Raw genomic sequence first — 16,190 nt, 5'->3', positions numbered from 1 at the left:
CACGTGCCAAGTGGCGCGTGCGGCACGTTTTGGTGCTCGGTTGTTTCCGTTGTGTTACTGCCCAAAGACCTCTTCGGCGATACGAGCGCTTTCGGCGGCGTCCTTGGCGTAGTAGTCCGCGCCGATCTGCTTGGCGTATTCGGGGGTGAGCACGGCGCCGCCTACGATGATCTTGACGCCCGGCACCTCGGCATGAAGCAGCTTGATGGTCTCCTCCATGGCAACGACCGTGGTAGTCATAAGCGCCGAGAGGCCGACGAGTTTGATATCGCGCTCCTTGACGGTCTTGAGTACCTCCTGCGGATCGACGTCGCGGCCCAGGTCAAAGACGGTGTATCCGTAGTTGTCGAGCAGCATTTTGACGATGTTCTTGCCAATGTCGTGGATGTCGCCCTTGACGGTGGCCACGCAGATCTTGCCCTTGTCGGCAATTTCGCCGGCGGGCATCAGGCGCTTGATGGTGTCAAAGCCCACGCGCGCCGCCTCGGCCGAGGCCATGAGCTGCGGCAAGAAGAACTTTCCCTGGTCAAAGAGGACGCCAACCTCGTCGAGGGCGGGGATAAAGTGATTGTTGATGAGGTCCATGGCGTCGTGGTCTGCCAGCAGACGCTCGGTCTCGGCAGCGATCTCGCCTTTGCGGCCCGAGACGACCATGCGACGAATCGGGTCGTCGTTGCCGTCGGAGCCGGCGGTGCCGGCGGCGGGAACGGTGTCGGTCGATACTGCCTGAGCCGCCGCCGGGTTTGCGGCGATCTTATACGGATCGGTCCAGCCGGCGTAGCGCTCGATGTATCCGGTCGAGCCCTCGTCCTCAACGCTCAGCACGCGATAGCTGTAGACGGTATCCATAAAGCGCTTGGAGCCCGGGTTCATGATGGGGGCGTCCAGGCCCGCGCCAAAAGCGGCAGCCAAAAAGACCGAGCCCAGCAGCGGGCGGGCAGGCAGACCAAAGCTGATGTTCGACACGCCGAGTGCGCATTTGACGCCCAGGCGCTCCTTGCACATAGACATGGCGCGCAGGATCTGTTCGGCCTGGCGTTGATTGGTCGAGGCGGTCATGACCAGGCAGTCGATGAGGATGCGGTCCGGGCCGATGCCGTAGCGGGCAGCCTCGGACACGATGCGCTCGGCGATGGCGAAGCGAGCCTCGGCGGTATCGGGAATGCCGCCTTCGTCGAGCGTGAGGCCGACGACATTGGTGCCGTAGTGGGCGACCAGCGGAAAGATCTCATCCATGATCTGCTGTTTGCCATTGACCGAGTTGATGATGGGCTTGCCGGCGTAGCGGCGCACGGCTGCCTCGACGGCTGCGGGGTCGGTGGAGTCGATCTGCAACGGCAACAAGGTGGAGCCCTGGAGCTGTTCGGTTGCCTGCTGGATGATCTTGACCTCGTCGATCTCGGGCAGGCCCACGTTGACATCCAAGATGTCGGCGCCCTGCTCCTGCTGGCTGATGCCCTGGCTCACGACGTAATCCAGGTCGCCGTCGCGCAGGGCCTGCTGCAGGCGTTTTTTGCCGGTGGGGTTGATGCGCTCGCCGATGACGGCGATCTTGTGGCCGTCGCAGGGGAGGTCCACGACCGTCTGGGCGCTCGTGACCGACATACTGGGCTTGCGGTGACGCAGGCTGGGCGTATGGTTGTCGATGAGGGCGCGAAGTGCCGCCATGTGCGCCGGCGTGGTACCGCAGCATCCGCCGACGACGCTCACGCCGTCCTCGATCATGCCGGCGACGGCCTCGGCGTATTCGGGTGCCTGGATATCAAAGACGGTATTGCCGTCATCGTCCACGCGGGGCAGTCCCGCATTGGCCTGCACCATAACGGGCTTGTCGGTGACGGTGAGCATGCGCGCGGCGAGTCCTCGGAGCTCGGCCGGGCCCTGGCTGCAGTTGATGCCCAGGACGTCGGCGCCGATGGCGTCGAGGGTGATGGCGGCGACCTCGGGGCTCGTGCCCAAGAAGGTGCGGCCGTCTTCCTCAAAGGTCATGGTGGCAAAGACGGGCAAGTCGGAGTTCTCGCGGCAGGCGAGGACTGCCGCCTTGATCTCGGCAAGATCGGTCATAGTCTCGATAATAAAGAGGTCCACACCCGCGGCGACGCCAGCGCGCACCTCCTCGGCAAAGAGATCGTAGGCCTCGTCGAAGCTGAGGGTGCCCAGGGGGCGCAGCAGGGCGCCGATAGGGCCGATGTCGCCGGCGACGTAGCGGGCGCCGGCCTCGTGGGCGCAGGTGACGGCCGCGGCAAAGACGTCTGCCACGGTGGCGGTGCCGTCGAGCTTGTGGGCGTTGGCACCAAAGGTGTTAGCGGTGATCACGTCACAGCCAGCCTCGACGTACTGACGCTGGATATCGGTGATGACCTGGGGCTCCTCAAAGTTGAGCAGCTCGGGCAGGGCGCCGGCCTTCATGCCGGCCGCCTGCAGCATGGTGCCCATGCCGCCGTCGAACAGCAGGTGCCCGGTGCCCTTGATGGCGGCGCGCAGGCGATCGTCCTTAATGCGAAGGTCGTCGATCGTGCGCGTCTTGTATGCAGCGCCATCACGGCGTGCGGCATCAACGGGTGCAGCCAGCGCGGCACCGTCCAGATCATGAGTGATAAGCGGAGTAAACATCGATGGCTCCTAATGGCTGGAATAGCAGGTGGTGTGGGCGGCGCGGAAGCGGCAGTGCTCACGCATGCGGCAGATATTGCAGGTGGGGCGGCTCTGGGCGTCGTGGACCTCGCCGTCAAACAGACCGATCACCGCGGTCACGCTCTTGGTGGGCATGAGCAGGCTGGTGGGGGTGACGGTAAGTCCAATGAGGCGCGTGGCGTTGAGTGCATCCACGATTGAGCGCTGGGCCGAGAGCGGGCAGTCGCCATAGCCGGGACTAAAGCGCCAGTTACCGGCGAGTCCGTGTGCAGCGGCCGCAGCCTTGACCTGCTGGTCCATCTGCTCGACGGCGGCTTCTACATAGGCAGAGCATGCGGCGTCGAGCACGGCGCCTTCCAGGGGTTGCTGGGCTCCCGTGGTTCGCAGACGGCGTTCGGCAGACATCCCGAGGGTGCAGGCCATGAGCGCCGCCAGGCGGGCGTCCTTAAGGTGGCGATAGATATCACGACCCCGCAGCTCAACATTGGTGCCAACCAAGCGGATGCAGGGCTCGCCCTGCTCGTCGATGCTCGTGGCATCGACGGCAAACACGCGTCGCACGCCGCGGGGCTCGATATCCAGCTCCAGACGCTCAACGACAAGCTCAATTCGACGTGACAGCTCGGGCTCAATCTGCTGGCCGCCGTAGCCCAGATACCGCAGCATCTCGGCACGGTCGACACGAGGGTGGTGGGCAGCGTCGATACGGTAAAGCGCCGGCGACGCAAGGTCGGCCGGCACTTCTACAACGGTTGTATCGACGTGCGGTTTTTCCATTACCCCAGGCGCTCCATAATGGTCGCGGCGATTGCAGGACGGTTCATAGTGTACAGGTGCAGACCGTCGGCACCGTGCTCCTTAAGGTCGCAAAGCTGACGAGCAGCATAATCTACACCGGCCGCCTGCAGGCTCTCGGGGTCGTTCTCGTACTTGGCGAGGATCTTGATGACGGGGGAGGGCAGCGACGCGCCGCACATAAAGACCATGCGGCTGATCTGCGACTTGCCCATAAACGGCATGATGCCCGCGGTGATGGGCACGGTGATGCCGGCCTTGTCGGCGAGCTCGCGGAAGCGATAGAAGCACTCGTTATCAAAGAAGAGCTGTGTCACAAAGAAGCTTGCGCCGGCATCTTGCTTTTGCTTGAGGTGCTCGACCGAGAGGTTGAGATCCTCGCAGGCAATGTGACCCTCGGGGTAGGCTGCGGCGCCCACGCAAAAGCCGGCGTCGACGAGCTCGGGGATGAGGTCACGGGCGTAGGCGTAGTCGGAGGCGGGCTTGTCGTCCTCAGTCGCGCCAGCGGGCAGGTCGCCGCGCAGGGCCAGCACGTTTTCCACGCCGGCCGAGCGATACTCGTCGATCTTGGCGGCGATATCGGCATGTGTGCGGCCAACGCAGGTGAGGTGCGCTACCGAGGGCGTATCGAATTCGCTCGTAATCATATGTGCAATGGGGGCGGTGGTGGCACCGTTACCCGAGCCGCCAGCGGAACAAGTGACCGAGACAAAGCTCGGTGAAAGCTTGCACAGGTTGTCTGCCACCTCGCGAGCCGTATCGAGGGTAAGCTCACCCTTGGGCGGGAACATCTCAAACGAAATGGGCGTGGTGCCTTGGGATGCTGCCTGCTTAAAAACCTCGTCGACGCGCATATCGTGCTCCTTTAGATGCCTGGGTGCGATGTTTTTGTAGCAAGGATTCTACAGCACCACTGCGCTAAGGTGGAGTTTTTCTTGCTATTTGGGGATACCAATCGAAAATGCTTCGCTATCGGCATTTCCTATAACAGGGTAGTCAATCTAAGATGGGACTATATTGAATGGTATCTGATGCGAAATACCAGTTAAGAAAGCCCTGTCTCAAATTGACTACCCTTAAACTATGGGGAGAGGTCTGCAATTTATACAGTTGATTGGCCATTAAGGGCGGCAGCGCCGCTGTGATGCGGTAACCTCATTGATTGGTTTCGCGACAGCAACATAACGGTAATGTCGCGGAAACACGGCGAGTCTAAGCTATGACTCGTTCGTTAGTAATCAACACCGCATCTCACGCGGTGCCGATACGAAGGGAGTTCCGTATGGCCGATCTTACTGACCGCTTCGGGACCATGGTGTTCTCTGAGGAAGTCATGAAGGACTACCTCCCCAAGGACATTTGGAAGCGCCTTGCTGCAACCCTCGAGGACGGTGAGCCGCTCGACCTGGATGTGGCCAACGCCGTTGCCCACGCCATGAAGGTCTGGGCCATCTCCAAGGGCGCGACGCACTACGCGCACTGGTTCCAGCCGCTTTCGGGCATCACTTCCGAGAAGCACGACAGCTTCCTCGAGCCCAACCACGACGGCACCGCCATTACCAAGTTTACGGGCAAGAACCTCATCCAGGGCGAGCCGGACGCCTCCAGCTTCCCCAACGGCGGTCTGCGTGCCACCTTCGAGGCCCGTGGCTACACCGCTTGGGATCCCACCAGCCCCGCCTTTATCAAGGACGACGTCCTGTGCATCCCCACGGCTTTCTGCTCCTACACGGGCGAGGCCCTGGACAAGAAGACCCCGCTGCTGCGCTCCATGACTGCGCTCTCGCGTGAGTCTAAGCGTGTTCTGGCGCTGTTCGGCAAGACCCCCAAGAAGGTCGTTCCTTCCGTGGGCGATGAGCAGGAGTACTTCCTGATCAAGAAGGATGCTTACCGCAAGCGCAGGGACCTGGTCATCACCGGCCGCACCCTCTTTGGCGCTGCCCCCTGCAAGGGCCAGGAGCTCGAGGAGCACTACTTTGGCGCTATCCGCCCCACCGTCTCGTCCTATATGAAGGACCTGGACGACGAGCTGTGGGCGCTTGGCATTCCCGCCAAGACCAAGCACAACGAGGTCGCTCCCTGCCAGCATGAGCTCGCCCCCGTCTACGGTGAGGTCAACGAGGCCATCGACCAGAACCTGGTCATGATGGAGAAGATGAAGCTCATCGCCTCCCGCCACGATCTGGTCTGCCTGCTGCACGAGAAGCCCTTCGAGGGCATCAACGGTTCGGGCAAGCACAACAACTGGTCGCTTGGCACCGAGTCCGAGAACCTGCTCGACCCGGGCGACACCCCGCTCGACAACCTGCAGTTCATCGTCTTCCTCACCGCGGTGATCGAGGCCGTCGATAACTATCAGGAGCTCCTGCGTGCCTCCGTTGCTTCGGCCGGCAACGACCACCGTCTGGGCGCCAACGAGGCTCCTCCGGCGATTATGTCCATCTTCCTGGGCGACCAGCTTACCGAGGTCGTCGAGAAAATCATCGATGGCAAGGCTTCCGTCCATGCCACGCGCGGCGTGCTTGACCTGGGCGCCGATACCCTGCCCAAGCTGATGCAGGACAACACCGACCGCAACCGCACCTCCCCGTTCGCCTTCACCGGCAACAAGTTCGAGTTCCGTGCCTGCGGCTCCGAGCAGAACGTCTCCGACTCCAACCTGGTGCTCGATGCCGCCGTGGCCAAGTCGCTCAAGTCCTTCGCCGACGCACTCGAGGGTACGCCCGAGGATAAGTTCCAGGACGCCGCGCTCGAGTACTGCAAGAAGGTGCTGACCGATCACCAGCGCATCCTCTTCTCCGGTGACGGCTACTCCGACGAGTGGCCCATCGAGGCCGAGAAGCGCGGCCTTGCCAACAACAAGACCACGGCCGACGCTCTTCCCGCCTTTGTTTCCGATAAGGCTATCGCGCTCTTTGAGGAGACGGGCGTCCTGACCAAGGCCGAGGCTCAGTGCCGCTATGACTGCAAGCTCGAGAAGTACAACAAGCTCATGAACATCGAGGCTACCACGATGGTTCGCGAGGCGCGTCGTACCTATCGCCCGGTCATTACCGCCTACGCCACCAAGGTCGCTAAGGGCCTTGAGACTATTCGTGCCGCCGGTGCTGAGGCCGCCATGCAGTGCGAGCAGAACACGCTCAACAAGCTCTGCAACGGCATCACCGCCATCAACGACTCCATCAAGGCGCTCGACGCCGTGCATCAGAAGGCCGAGGCCCTCGATGGCCAGGAGCAGGCCAATGTGTATGCGCACGAGGTCGTTCCCGCTATGGATACGCTGCGCGCCGCCGTGGATGCCATGGAGGAGATCGTGGCAGCCGACTACTGGCCGGTCCCGACCTACGACGACATCCTGTTCTACGTGTAGAGCGTAACCGACATATCGTCATGGTATTGAGCCGGGGTCCGCATCGCGCGGGCCCCGGCTTTTTGTTTGCGAGGGACGCTTTGGAGTCCGTTTTGCAACTGATTCGCCCACGCAATAAGGGGTCGTGGGCAAAAAACGTCAAATATGAGTACTGTCACAAGCCCTGTAGCATTATTTTTTTGCAAAAAATGCAGTATTACGCAACGTATGTCCAAGTACATAGCTGATAAACGCCTGCAATTCCTCCGCCGTAGGACGCCTGACGTCCAAATTGCCTTCTGATGGCATGAAATCGCTGTTACTAAATTGGTAACAGTACTCATATTTGCCATTTTTTGCCCACGGTCCATCGGGAGATGCCGGGATCCGCACCCTGTCGGGTTCGAATCCCGGCGTATGGGTAGCAAAAAGCCCGCTACCGAATTTGGTAACGGGCTTCTCAGATTCTGTGGTGCCCCCAGCGGGATGTCCGCGTGCGGCTGGCGCCGCCCGCTTTCGCTGCGTCGCTCCGCTCCTTGCGTGCTGCGCTGGAAAACGCTTACGCGTTTCCTCAGCTCTGCACCCTGTCGGGTTCGAATCCCGGCATATCGGCAGCAAAAAGCCCGTTACCGCGAGGGCAATGGGCTTCTCAGTTTAAATGGTGCCCCCAGCGGGATTCGAACCCGCGATATCCACCTTGAAAGGGTGGCGTCCTTGGCCGCTAGACGATGGGGACAGCGGGAAAGAGTATAGCAGACTTTTTTGCCGGCGCGTATATCGATGACAAACTGGAAAACCACCACAAAGGTGCCTGTCCCCTTTGTGGTGGTGAGGTGCTAGGGGAGGAGCTTCATTGCGGCGTCGTGGGCGGCGTGCTCGTAGGTGTCGTCGAGGGGCTTGAGCGGTAGCAGAGCTGTGGCCTGCGCATCGCCGCGGCGCTCGAGGGCGTGGGTAATGAGCCAGTCGGCGAGTTCGGGGTTCTTGGGTAGCGCTGGTCCGTGCAGGTACGTGCCGATGACGCCCTTGTAGATCAGACCCTCAAAGCCGTCGTCGCCGTTGTTGCCGGTGCCCGTGACCACGGACGTTCCGAGCGGCGTGGCCTGTGCATCGAGCAGGGTGCGGCCGCCGTGGTTCTCGAATCCCACAAAGGGCTCGGGTGCCAGGTCGGTCTTGACGGCGACGTTGCCGATCAGGCGGTCGGAGCCGCGCACGGTCTCGGCGGCAATGACGCCCAGGCCCTCGATGCGATTCTCGCCCATATAGTACGAACGGCCGAGCAGCTGATAGCTGCCGCAGATGGCGAGCAGCGAACCGCCGTCCTCAACATAGGCCGCGACCTTGTCTTTTTGAGCGAGCAGCTCGTGTGCCACGGCCAGCTGATCGCGGTCGGAGCCACCGCCCATCATGACGATGTCGGCGTCGATGAGATCGAGCGACTCGCCCATGCGGACCTCGTCCACGCGCACGGGAATGCCACGCCAGGCGCAGCGGCGCTCGAGCGCGATAACGTTGCCGCCGTCACCATAGAGATTGAGGGCATCGGGATACAGGTAGACGATACGCAACGGGCGCGAAAGCTCGGTCGGCGCGACGCCAACGGGGACGGCACTGCCATCGGCGCACTTTGCAGCGTGGGCGGCAACCGTAGCCGCATCGGTGTCTTTAAGTCCGTCGAGCTCCTTGACCAGCGGCGGAAAGGCCGTGTAGTTGGCGACGGCGTAGAAAGTGTCGCCGGCAGCCTCGTCTGCCACGGCACCAATCGCCTGCTCGACACTCGAGATAATCGTGGCATCGATGCCGGCGTACTTGAGGCGCACTTGCATGTCGTGCGCGCGTGTGCCGCCGGCAAAGGCGACAAGCCCCGTTGTGTCGGCGATGCGCTCAAAGTCGACGTCGTAGATCCACGATACATCGTGGCCGTCGGCATCGTTGTCGTTGAGGAAGAAAGCGCAGAGTCTGCCGCCTGCCGTCTTGATGGACTGGATTTGTCGATCGAAGCCTACGGGATTCTTGGCCAGGTTGGCCTCGACGGTTCGGCCGGCGATATTCCAACGGCCCATGCGACCACCTGCCGGCACGTAGGCGTCGAGCGTGGGCTGCAGGCGTGCGGCGTCCACGCCCAGCTCGTGGGCGGCGAAGAAGGCTGCGGCTACGTTGTAGACCATATACAGGCCGTTGTAGCGCGTGGCGATGTGTACGGCAGCCGCGTCGGGCGCAGATCCAAAGACCAGGTCAAAACCGTAGCCGTTGCAGCCGAGCTCTACGCCCGTTACGCAACGGACCAGTGCGGGACGACCCCAGCCGCACGAAGGGCAATGATAGGCTCCGAGCTGGCCGTACTGCACATAGTCGTACTCCAACGGTGCGTTGCACTGTGAGCAAAAACGCGAGTCGCTAATGCGGTCGGACTCGGTGTTGGTGGCGCCGTCGATGCCAAAGGCGATGCTTGCATTGGGAACGCGCGCGGCGATCGCGGCACACAGCGGGTCGTCTGCGTTGTAAATGAGCGTCGTTGCCGGAGAGAGCTCCAGCGCGTGGGCGATGACGTCCTGGGTGTGGTCGATCTCGCCGTAGCGGTCCAGCTGGTCACGGAACAGGTTGAGCAGCACAAAGTAGGTCGGCTTGAGCTTGGGCAGCACACGTACGGTGTAGAGCTCGTCGCACTCAAAGACGCCCACGCGCTTGCCGCTGTTGGTGTGCTTAAGGCCGCTGCGGGCCTCGAGTAGAGCACCTACCACACCAGGCTCCATGTTGTTGCCGGCGCGGTTGCATACCACGGTAGCACCGCTGGCGGCAACGGCGTCGGCGATGAGGTTGGAGGTGGTGGTCTTGCCGTTGGTGCCGGTGATCACTACGCTGTGGTCGACCAGGCCCGCGAGGTCGCTCAGCAACTCGGGGTCGATCTTCATGGCGATGCGGCCGGGGAGTACGCCGCCCTGGCGTTTGAGGACAGAGCGCAGTCCCCAGCGGGCAATATCGCTCGAGGTGCAGGCAAGAGATGAGCGGAGGTTCATGAAGCCGTTCCTAACATTGATGACATGGTCGGGGTGATCGCGTCGCTAAAAGCCGTAGCGGCGCGCAAATTCTTGGGCAAGCTGCGATACATCTTCGCAGGCGTTGGCCCAGGGGGCAAAGTCGGGGGTGTCCGAGATAATGCCGTCGGCTTCCCAAACCGCCTGGTGCGAGAGGTCCCAGGGGTCGTGCGGCTCGGGTCGGCAGGGAAGATACGGCGTCTGGTACATGGGGTTCAGCAAGAAGAACGCGCCGCCCTCGCAACGGTTAGCGAACTCACGCAGCGCGCGCGTCGCCGGGCGCATCTTGTTCGTTTTGAACAGCAAGATCGTGCGGGCGAGCAGGTACCAAGGAGAGTTTTCGAGTGCGTCTGCCCCCATCTGCTCCTCGAGCTGGTGGGCCAGGGCAAAAAAGCCGTCCTGGTCTTCTAGGCGGGCGAGGGCGAGCAGCACGGTGCCGGCGGCCCGGGTGGGATAGCCTTCCGCCTTAAGAACGCGGCGAGCATAGTTGGCGGCAGCACGGTAGCGGGCGCTCGCCATGCACAGCTGCGAGATGGCCTCGAGCGTGTGGAGCCACCCGATAAGGGCCGGCTCGCTCACGGTAAGGTCCGCTGCGGTGACACCGTCGGCCAAAACATTATTGGCCCAGTAGTGCGGGGCCTCCATATCAAACCCGGGCACGCTCTGTTGCAGGTAGTCGGCCGCGCTCGTCTCGAGCTTCATCAGGTCGCCCAGGCAGGCGTCGACGGGCGTGTCGGCCAAAATGATGGCGAGCAGCTGGGCATCGAGGACATGCGCATCGATGCGGACGATCTTGAGCAGCTCGTCGCGCATGTCGTCGAACAGGCGATTGCGCGTCTGCTCGAACTCCTCGTCGCTGCCCATGTCCTCGATGCGATGGAGCTCGTCGAGCAGGTGGTGATGAACACCGGCATAGGACAGCAGCGCCTGAGCATGCTCGGACTGCGCATACTTTTGGGGATTCGCACTAATGTCGTTATGGACAAGCTCGCGTGCTGCATCGGTGAGCTCGGGGTGCGACGCCAGATAGGTGCGCTCCAGGTAGGCGGGGATGTAGACGCTCGGATCCATTAGAGGTCTCCTCCCTTAAACGGCAAGCCCTGCTCGGCCGCCCGCAGTATGCGCTCGTCGATCTGGGAGCGCACGATGTCGTTGGTGGCGACCCAGGCGGCAAAGCTGGCGTTGTCGGGCGCGCCCAGGCCCTCCTGCAGTACCGGCGTCGCCTCGGAGAGTGCAAGGACGAGCTCGTCGGTGGAGCCTGCACCCACGTTGACGCGGGCATAGACGCCATCGGGAAACTCGGTTTGGAAGTAGAGCGCCTCGGCTGCGTGCGGGCACGAGCGCGCAAGGATACGCAGGTAGTGCTCGGCACCCTCGTAGTCCAGCTCGCGCCAGGCTGCGCTCATCAGCGCGATGAGCGTCCACGGGTCCAAGTCACGCTCCGCGTCCTTGGGACGACGGCGCAGCGGCGTGTTAGCGAGATAGGGGACGGAGTGGGCAGAGCGAAAGCGCTTGAGCTCCTCGGCGGGGTATTCGAGCTTTGCCATGGCAAGCATCGCAGTATGGCGGACGCCGGCGGGGTCGTTGGGGGCAAAGTCGAGGCTGCGGTTTGCGGCTTCGAGCGACATGCGGTAGCGGCCGCTAATGAGCGCGCGCGATGCCAAGGCGGCAAGCCAGCGCAGGTAGGGGCGGCGCATAAGGTCGCCTGCGGCCTCGCGCTCGTAGGGGTCCTGCGCCGAGACGATCTTGAGCGCCAGGTCGTGTTCGACTTCATCGCGCTTAGATACCAAGTACTGCACGTATTCCTCGTTGGATTCGGCGGTGAGCGCCGTCAGCATGCGCTGGGCATCCCAGTTGGCCGGATCGAGTGCGGCTGCCTCGCAGAGCATGTTCTCGGCAGCTGCCTCTTCCTGCTCTGCCTGGGTATCGTCAGGGATAAAGGGAATGCGGTAATCGACGGCCTCGACCACCTTGGCAATGAGGTGCCCGGCGCGGTCGCGGTCGTGCACGATGAGCGGTGCGGGGTTGCGGGTGAATTGTTCCATCAGACGCTCTACGGCGGCAGCGTCGGTGAGCGGGATATTGTCGCGGCGCAAGGCCTCAAGAACGAGGCGATGGCAATCCTCTTGAATGGGATCGAATGCCATGGGGCCTCCTTTGCTGCGGTTAGGGTTCAAATGTTTCTATATAAAATTCTAGTTTACCCGCATGTGGCACACCGGGGGTGCCGCACTTGGACTTGCACCTTTGCACCACGAAGACGGATGTCGCACAAATGTCGGCACCTTGGACGACCGAGTGGTATCACGGTGCCGCAAACGGTCGATTTTTGGCGGCGAACGGTGCATATTTTGGAGGGGCACAGTCCTGCCCAGGATATGTAGTCAACCTTGATAAAACGTTTGCCCAGCTTGGGAGTATGAATGCCGCACAAGGGTCTTCAGGGATAGAAAAAACGTTTCATCATTGGCGGCTTTAGGTGAATAACTGACCAACCAGAACGGTAAAATAGCGTTTGTCTGAGCGTTGAGACGTTTAGACATCGCGCATTGTCATCGCCGGCAACGCGCAAACCGGTCCTAACGGAGCCAATTGGGTGCTCCGTTATATACGCAAGTCTAAGAGGGGCTTGTTTAGGAGGCACAGTATGGGACGTTTTACCAATCCTCGCGATCTGTACTTTGGTGAGGGCGCTCGCCACGAGGTGAAGAACCTCAAGGGCAAGAAGGCCATCATCGTTTCTGGCGGCAGCTCTATGCGCCGCGGCGGGTTCCTGCAGGACGTTGAGGCCGACCTCAAAGAGGGCGGTTTCGAGGTCAAGCTGTTCGAGGGCGTCGAGTCCGACCCGTCCATCGAGACGGTCATGAAGGGCGCCGAGGCCATGCGCGAGTTCGAGCCCGACTGGATTATCGCCATCGGCGGCGGCTCGCCCATCGATGCCGCTAAGGCCATGTGGGTCTTCTACGAGTATCCCGAGGAGTCCTTCGATAACATCATCCAGCCGTTCAGCTTCCCTGAGCTGCGTCAGAAGGCTCACTTCTGCGCCATCTCCTCTACCTCCGGTACCGCTACCGAGGTTACCGCCTTCTCCGTCATCACCGACTACGCCAAGGGCATCAAGTACCCGCTGGCCGACTTCAACATCACCCCTGATGTCGCCATCGTCGACCCCGAGCTCACCTACACCATGCCCGCCAAGCTGTGCGCTCACACCGGCATGGACGCTCTGACCCACTGCATGGAGGCCTACGTTTCCACCTTCGCCTCTATGTTCACCGATGCCAACGCCCTGCACGGCATCCGCGAGATCGTCGAGTGGCTGCCCAAGTCCTATGCTGGCGACCACGAGGCCCGTCAGCACATGCACGAGGCTCAGTGCATCGCCGGTATCGCCTTCTCCTCGGGCCTGCTCGGCATCGTTCACTCCATGGCTCACAAGACCGGTGCTGCCTTCGAGAACGGCCACATCATCCACGGTGCTGCTAACGCTATGTACCTGGGCAAGGTCATCCAGTGGAACTCCAAGGATCCCCGTGCTGCCGAGCGTTACGCTTACGTGGCCAAGGAGATCCTGCACCTTCCCGGCGAGACCAACGAGGAGCTTATCGCTGCGCTCGTCCAGAAGATCCGCGACCTCAACGACCAGCTCAACATTCCGCAGTCCATCAAGGATTACGCGAATGGTGGCGTGAAGGTCGACGCCGAGAACCCGCAGATGGTTTCCGAGGAGGAGTTCCTCGCCAAGCTCCCCGAGATCGCCGCGAACGCCGAGCAGGACGCCTGCACGCCCGAGAACCCGCGTGAGACCAAGGCTGCCGACTTCGAGAAGATCCTCAAGGCCTGCTACTACGACACCGACATCGATTTCTAATCGACTCTTGTTATCGTAACGAGGGGCTCCGCACGTATCTGTACGGAGCCCCTTTCTTTTTTCTTTTAGAGAATGGGATAGTTATGGCTGCAATTTTCAATAGCCCCAGCAAGTACATCCAGGGTCCGGACGAGCTCGCCAAGCTCGGCTCCTATGTCGAGCCGCTCGGCGCTAAGGCCCTCGTCATCGTGACGCCTTCGGGCAAGAAGCGCGTCGGTGCCAAGATCGAGGGCGGCTTTGCCGAGGCTAAGGCCGAGCTGCTGTTTGAGGACTTTAACGGCGAGTGCTCCAAGGGCGAGGTCGATCGCCTGGTTGCGCTCGCTCGCGACAACGGTTGCGACATCATCGTCGGCGTCGGTGGCGGCAAGATCCTCGACACCGCGAAGGCCGTCGCCTATTACCTGGAGTCCCCGGTTATCATTTGCCCCACCATTGCTTCGACCGATGCCCCGTGCTCGGCGCTCTCCGTGCTCTATACCGATGACGGCCAGTTCGATAAGTACCTGTTCCTTAAGGCGAACCCCAATATCGTTCTTATGGATACGACGGTTATCGCGGCGAGCCCGGTACGCCTGACGGTGGCAGGTATGGGCGATGCGCTCGCAACCTACTTTGAGGCCCAGGCGACGCACGATGCCGACGGTGGCACCTGCGCCGGTGGCAAAGGCGGCATGGCCGGCCTGGCGCTCGCCAAGCTCTGCTACGAGACGCTTATGGCCGATGGCGTCAAGGCCAAGGTCGCGCTGGAGAAGGGAGCGTTGACGCCTGCCGTCGAGCATATCATCGAGGCCAATACGCTGCTTTCGGGCATTGGCTTTGAGAGCTCGGGCCTTGCTGCTGCTCATGCCATCCACAATGGTCTGACGATGCTGCCCGAGTGCCACGGCATGTACCACGGCGAGAAGGTCGCCTTCGGCACCATCGTCCAGCTGGTACTCGAGGATGCCCCGACCGAGAAGCTCGAGGAAGTCTTGGGCTTCTGCATTGAACTGGGCCTGCCGGTCACGATGAAGGAACTTGGCGTTGCCGAGCTTACACGCGAGCAGGCCATGATTGTTGCCGAGGCCGCGTGCGCGCCCGATGACACCATGTGCAACATGCCGTTTGAGGTGACGCCCGAGATGGTCGCAAACGCCATCCTGGGTGCCGACGCTCTGGGCCACTACTATCTCATGGATGAGTAAATCAAGCTATGGAAGGGGCAAAGCAAGCAGATGGCTTTGCCCCTTTTTGCTATGGTGCAAACTAACCTGACCCCATCGCACCAAGTTGGTGCAAGGGGGTCAGGTTACTTTGCACCAATCGTTGTTTGATGAAGGGCGGATTCTCGTATGGCGCTTCCTATGGTTTACGGTGGTCCTGGCCGGTATGTTCAGGGGCCGGGCGAACTTTCGCGTCAGGGCAGGTATTTGCCATGGTTGGGCTGCGCTGCCTATGTCTTGTTTGACCAGGGCACCGAGGATCGGCTGTGCAGGCAGATTGTCGATGGATTTCTGGACGACGATCTGAGTGAGCCATTCTTTAAGATTTATGACGGTCCGTGTACGGAAGATGCCGTTGTCGAAATGGCCAAGGAAGCCCGGGCCGAGTATTGCGACATGGTGGCGGGCATTGGCGGCGGCAAGATGCTCGATATCGCAAAGGCCGTTGCGTTTTATGCTGAGCTGCCGTTGTGCGTATGTCCCACGGCGGCTTCGATGGACGGTCCGTGCAGCGCGATTTCGGTGTTGTATCACGAGGACGGGTCGTTCGACCGCTATCTGATGCTCGAGAAGAATCCAGACCTGGTCGTGGTCGATACCAACGTGGTCGCGGCGGCCCCACTGCGCATGACGGTCGCCGGTATGGGCGACGCGCTGGCAACGTACTTTGAGGCACGTTCGTGCGCCGCGGCGAGAGGTGCGAACGAGCACGGTGGCGCACCGGGGCACTTGGCACTGGTCGCGGCACGTGCCTGCTACGACACGCTTATGGAATGCGGCATCGCTGCCAAGCGCGATCTCAAAAAGGGACGTACATCGCCAGCGGTTGAACGCCTGATCGAGTGCAACATCCTGCTCTCGGGCGTCGGCTTTGAGAGCGGTGGCTTGGCGTTGGCGCATGCCATCGCCAACGGTCTGACGATTCTGCCCGAGTGCAAGGCCATGCATGGTGAGGCTGTGGCATTTGGCCTGGCGGTGCAGCTGCGTCTGGAGCGTGCGCCCGAGCTTAATCAGGTGCTCGAGTTTTGCCAGCGCGTTGGTCTGCCGACGACGCTCGAGGAGCTGGGCCTCGGCGAGATTTCCGATGCCGACCTGATGAGCGTTGCGGATGCGGCCTTTAGAAACGAACGCAATATGGCCAACGAGCAGGCCAAGGCGACCAAACAAAAGCTCGTGCAGCTCATGCGGGAGGCATAGCTTGGCGCTTGATCGACCTTGTGCAATCGAGGCTGCGATAGGCCATGGGTTATTTGCCTCAAAGGTGCTCCGCGTGTAATTTGCCCGAGGCGTGGGCTCATAGCGTATCA

Annotated in this window: 10 protein-coding genes and 1 tRNA gene; 4 read left to right on the top strand and 7 right to left on the bottom strand. The window is 61.6% G+C overall.

Annotated elements, in window-relative coordinates:
- Positions 1-54: 54 nt before the first annotated feature.
- Genes DXC67_RS00555 through DXC67_RS00545 form a run of 3 tightly spaced genes read right to left on the bottom strand, consistent with a single transcriptional unit; the run spans position 55 to position 4,283 of the window.
- A complete protein-coding gene (locus DXC67_RS00555; RefSeq protein ID WP_199410540.1) occupies positions 55-2,613 on the bottom strand; it encodes a homocysteine S-methyltransferase family protein in 2,559 nt (852 codons plus the stop codon).
- 9 nt (positions 2,614-2,622) lie between these two features.
- Positions 2,623-3,411 (bottom strand): hypothetical protein, encoded by a 789-nt coding sequence (locus DXC67_RS00550; RefSeq protein WP_117636947.1) that lies wholly within the window; start codon positions 3,409-3,411, stop codon positions 2,623-2,625.
- The gene (locus DXC67_RS00545) at positions 3,411-4,283 is read right to left on the bottom strand and encodes a methylenetetrahydrofolate reductase (RefSeq protein WP_117636946.1); all 873 of its coding nucleotides are present in this window, start codon (positions 4,281-4,283) and stop codon (positions 3,411-3,413) included. Before DXC67_RS00545 ends, DXC67_RS00550 begins: the two co-directional genes overlap by 1 nt.
- Before the next feature lie 428 nt (positions 4,284-4,711).
- On the opposite strand from DXC67_RS00545, the gene DXC67_RS00540 reads away from it, so the two are divergent.
- The gene (locus DXC67_RS00540; protein WP_117636945.1) at positions 4,712-6,799 is read left to right on the top strand and encodes a glutamine synthetase III; all 2,088 of its coding nucleotides are present in this window, start codon (positions 4,712-4,714) and stop codon (positions 6,797-6,799) included.
- Positions 6,800-7,437: 638 nt separating this feature from the next.
- Here DXC67_RS00540 and DXC67_RS00535 read toward each other — a convergent pair.
- The 4 genes from DXC67_RS00535 to DXC67_RS00515 form a co-directional block, all read right to left on the bottom strand.
- A tRNA-Glu gene (locus DXC67_RS00535) sits at positions 7,438-7,514 on the bottom strand.
- A 100-nt stretch (positions 7,515-7,614) separates the two neighbouring features.
- On the bottom strand, positions 7,615-9,792 hold the full coding sequence (locus DXC67_RS10535; RefSeq protein WP_233503111.1) for a MurT ligase domain-containing protein: 2,178 nt from the start codon (positions 9,790-9,792) through the stop codon (positions 7,615-7,617).
- Between the two features lie 45 nt (positions 9,793-9,837).
- Entirely contained in the window at positions 9,838-10,881 is a 1,044-nt protein-coding gene (locus DXC67_RS00520) for a hypothetical protein (protein WP_117636944.1), read from the bottom strand.
- Positions 10,881-11,957 (bottom strand): hypothetical protein, encoded by a 1,077-nt coding sequence (locus tag DXC67_RS00515; protein ID WP_117636943.1) that lies wholly within the window; start codon positions 11,955-11,957, stop codon positions 10,881-10,883. The genes DXC67_RS00520 and DXC67_RS00515 overlap by 1 nt, the downstream gene beginning before the upstream one ends.
- Positions 11,958-12,457: 500 nt before the next feature.
- Here DXC67_RS00515 and DXC67_RS00510 point away from each other — a divergent pair, with 500 nt between their 5' ends.
- The 3 genes from DXC67_RS00510 to DXC67_RS00500 all read left to right on the top strand — a co-directional run bounded on the left by DXC67_RS00510 (position 12,458) and on the right by DXC67_RS00500 (position 16,080).
- Positions 12,458-13,681, top strand: a complete 1,224-nt coding sequence (locus DXC67_RS00510; protein ID WP_055251037.1) for an iron-containing alcohol dehydrogenase — start codon at positions 12,458-12,460, stop codon at positions 13,679-13,681.
- 83 nt (positions 13,682-13,764) lie between these two features.
- Positions 13,765-14,865: a glycerol dehydrogenase gene (locus tag DXC67_RS00505; protein ID WP_117636942.1), complete on the top strand. Its 1,101-nt coding sequence runs from the start codon at positions 13,765-13,767 to the stop codon at positions 14,863-14,865.
- Between the two features lie 147 nt (positions 14,866-15,012).
- A complete protein-coding gene (locus DXC67_RS00500; protein ID WP_117636941.1) occupies positions 15,013-16,080 on the top strand; it encodes a glycerol dehydrogenase in 1,068 nt (355 codons plus the stop codon).
- The last annotated feature ends 110 nt before the right edge of the window (positions 16,081-16,190 follow it).

Origin of the sequence: Collinsella sp. TF07-1 (assembly GCF_003437235.1) — a bacterium.
Taxonomy (GTDB): domain Bacteria; phylum Actinomycetota; class Coriobacteriia; order Coriobacteriales; family Coriobacteriaceae; genus Collinsella.
This window is presented reverse-complemented; position numbering and strand designations above follow the sequence as displayed.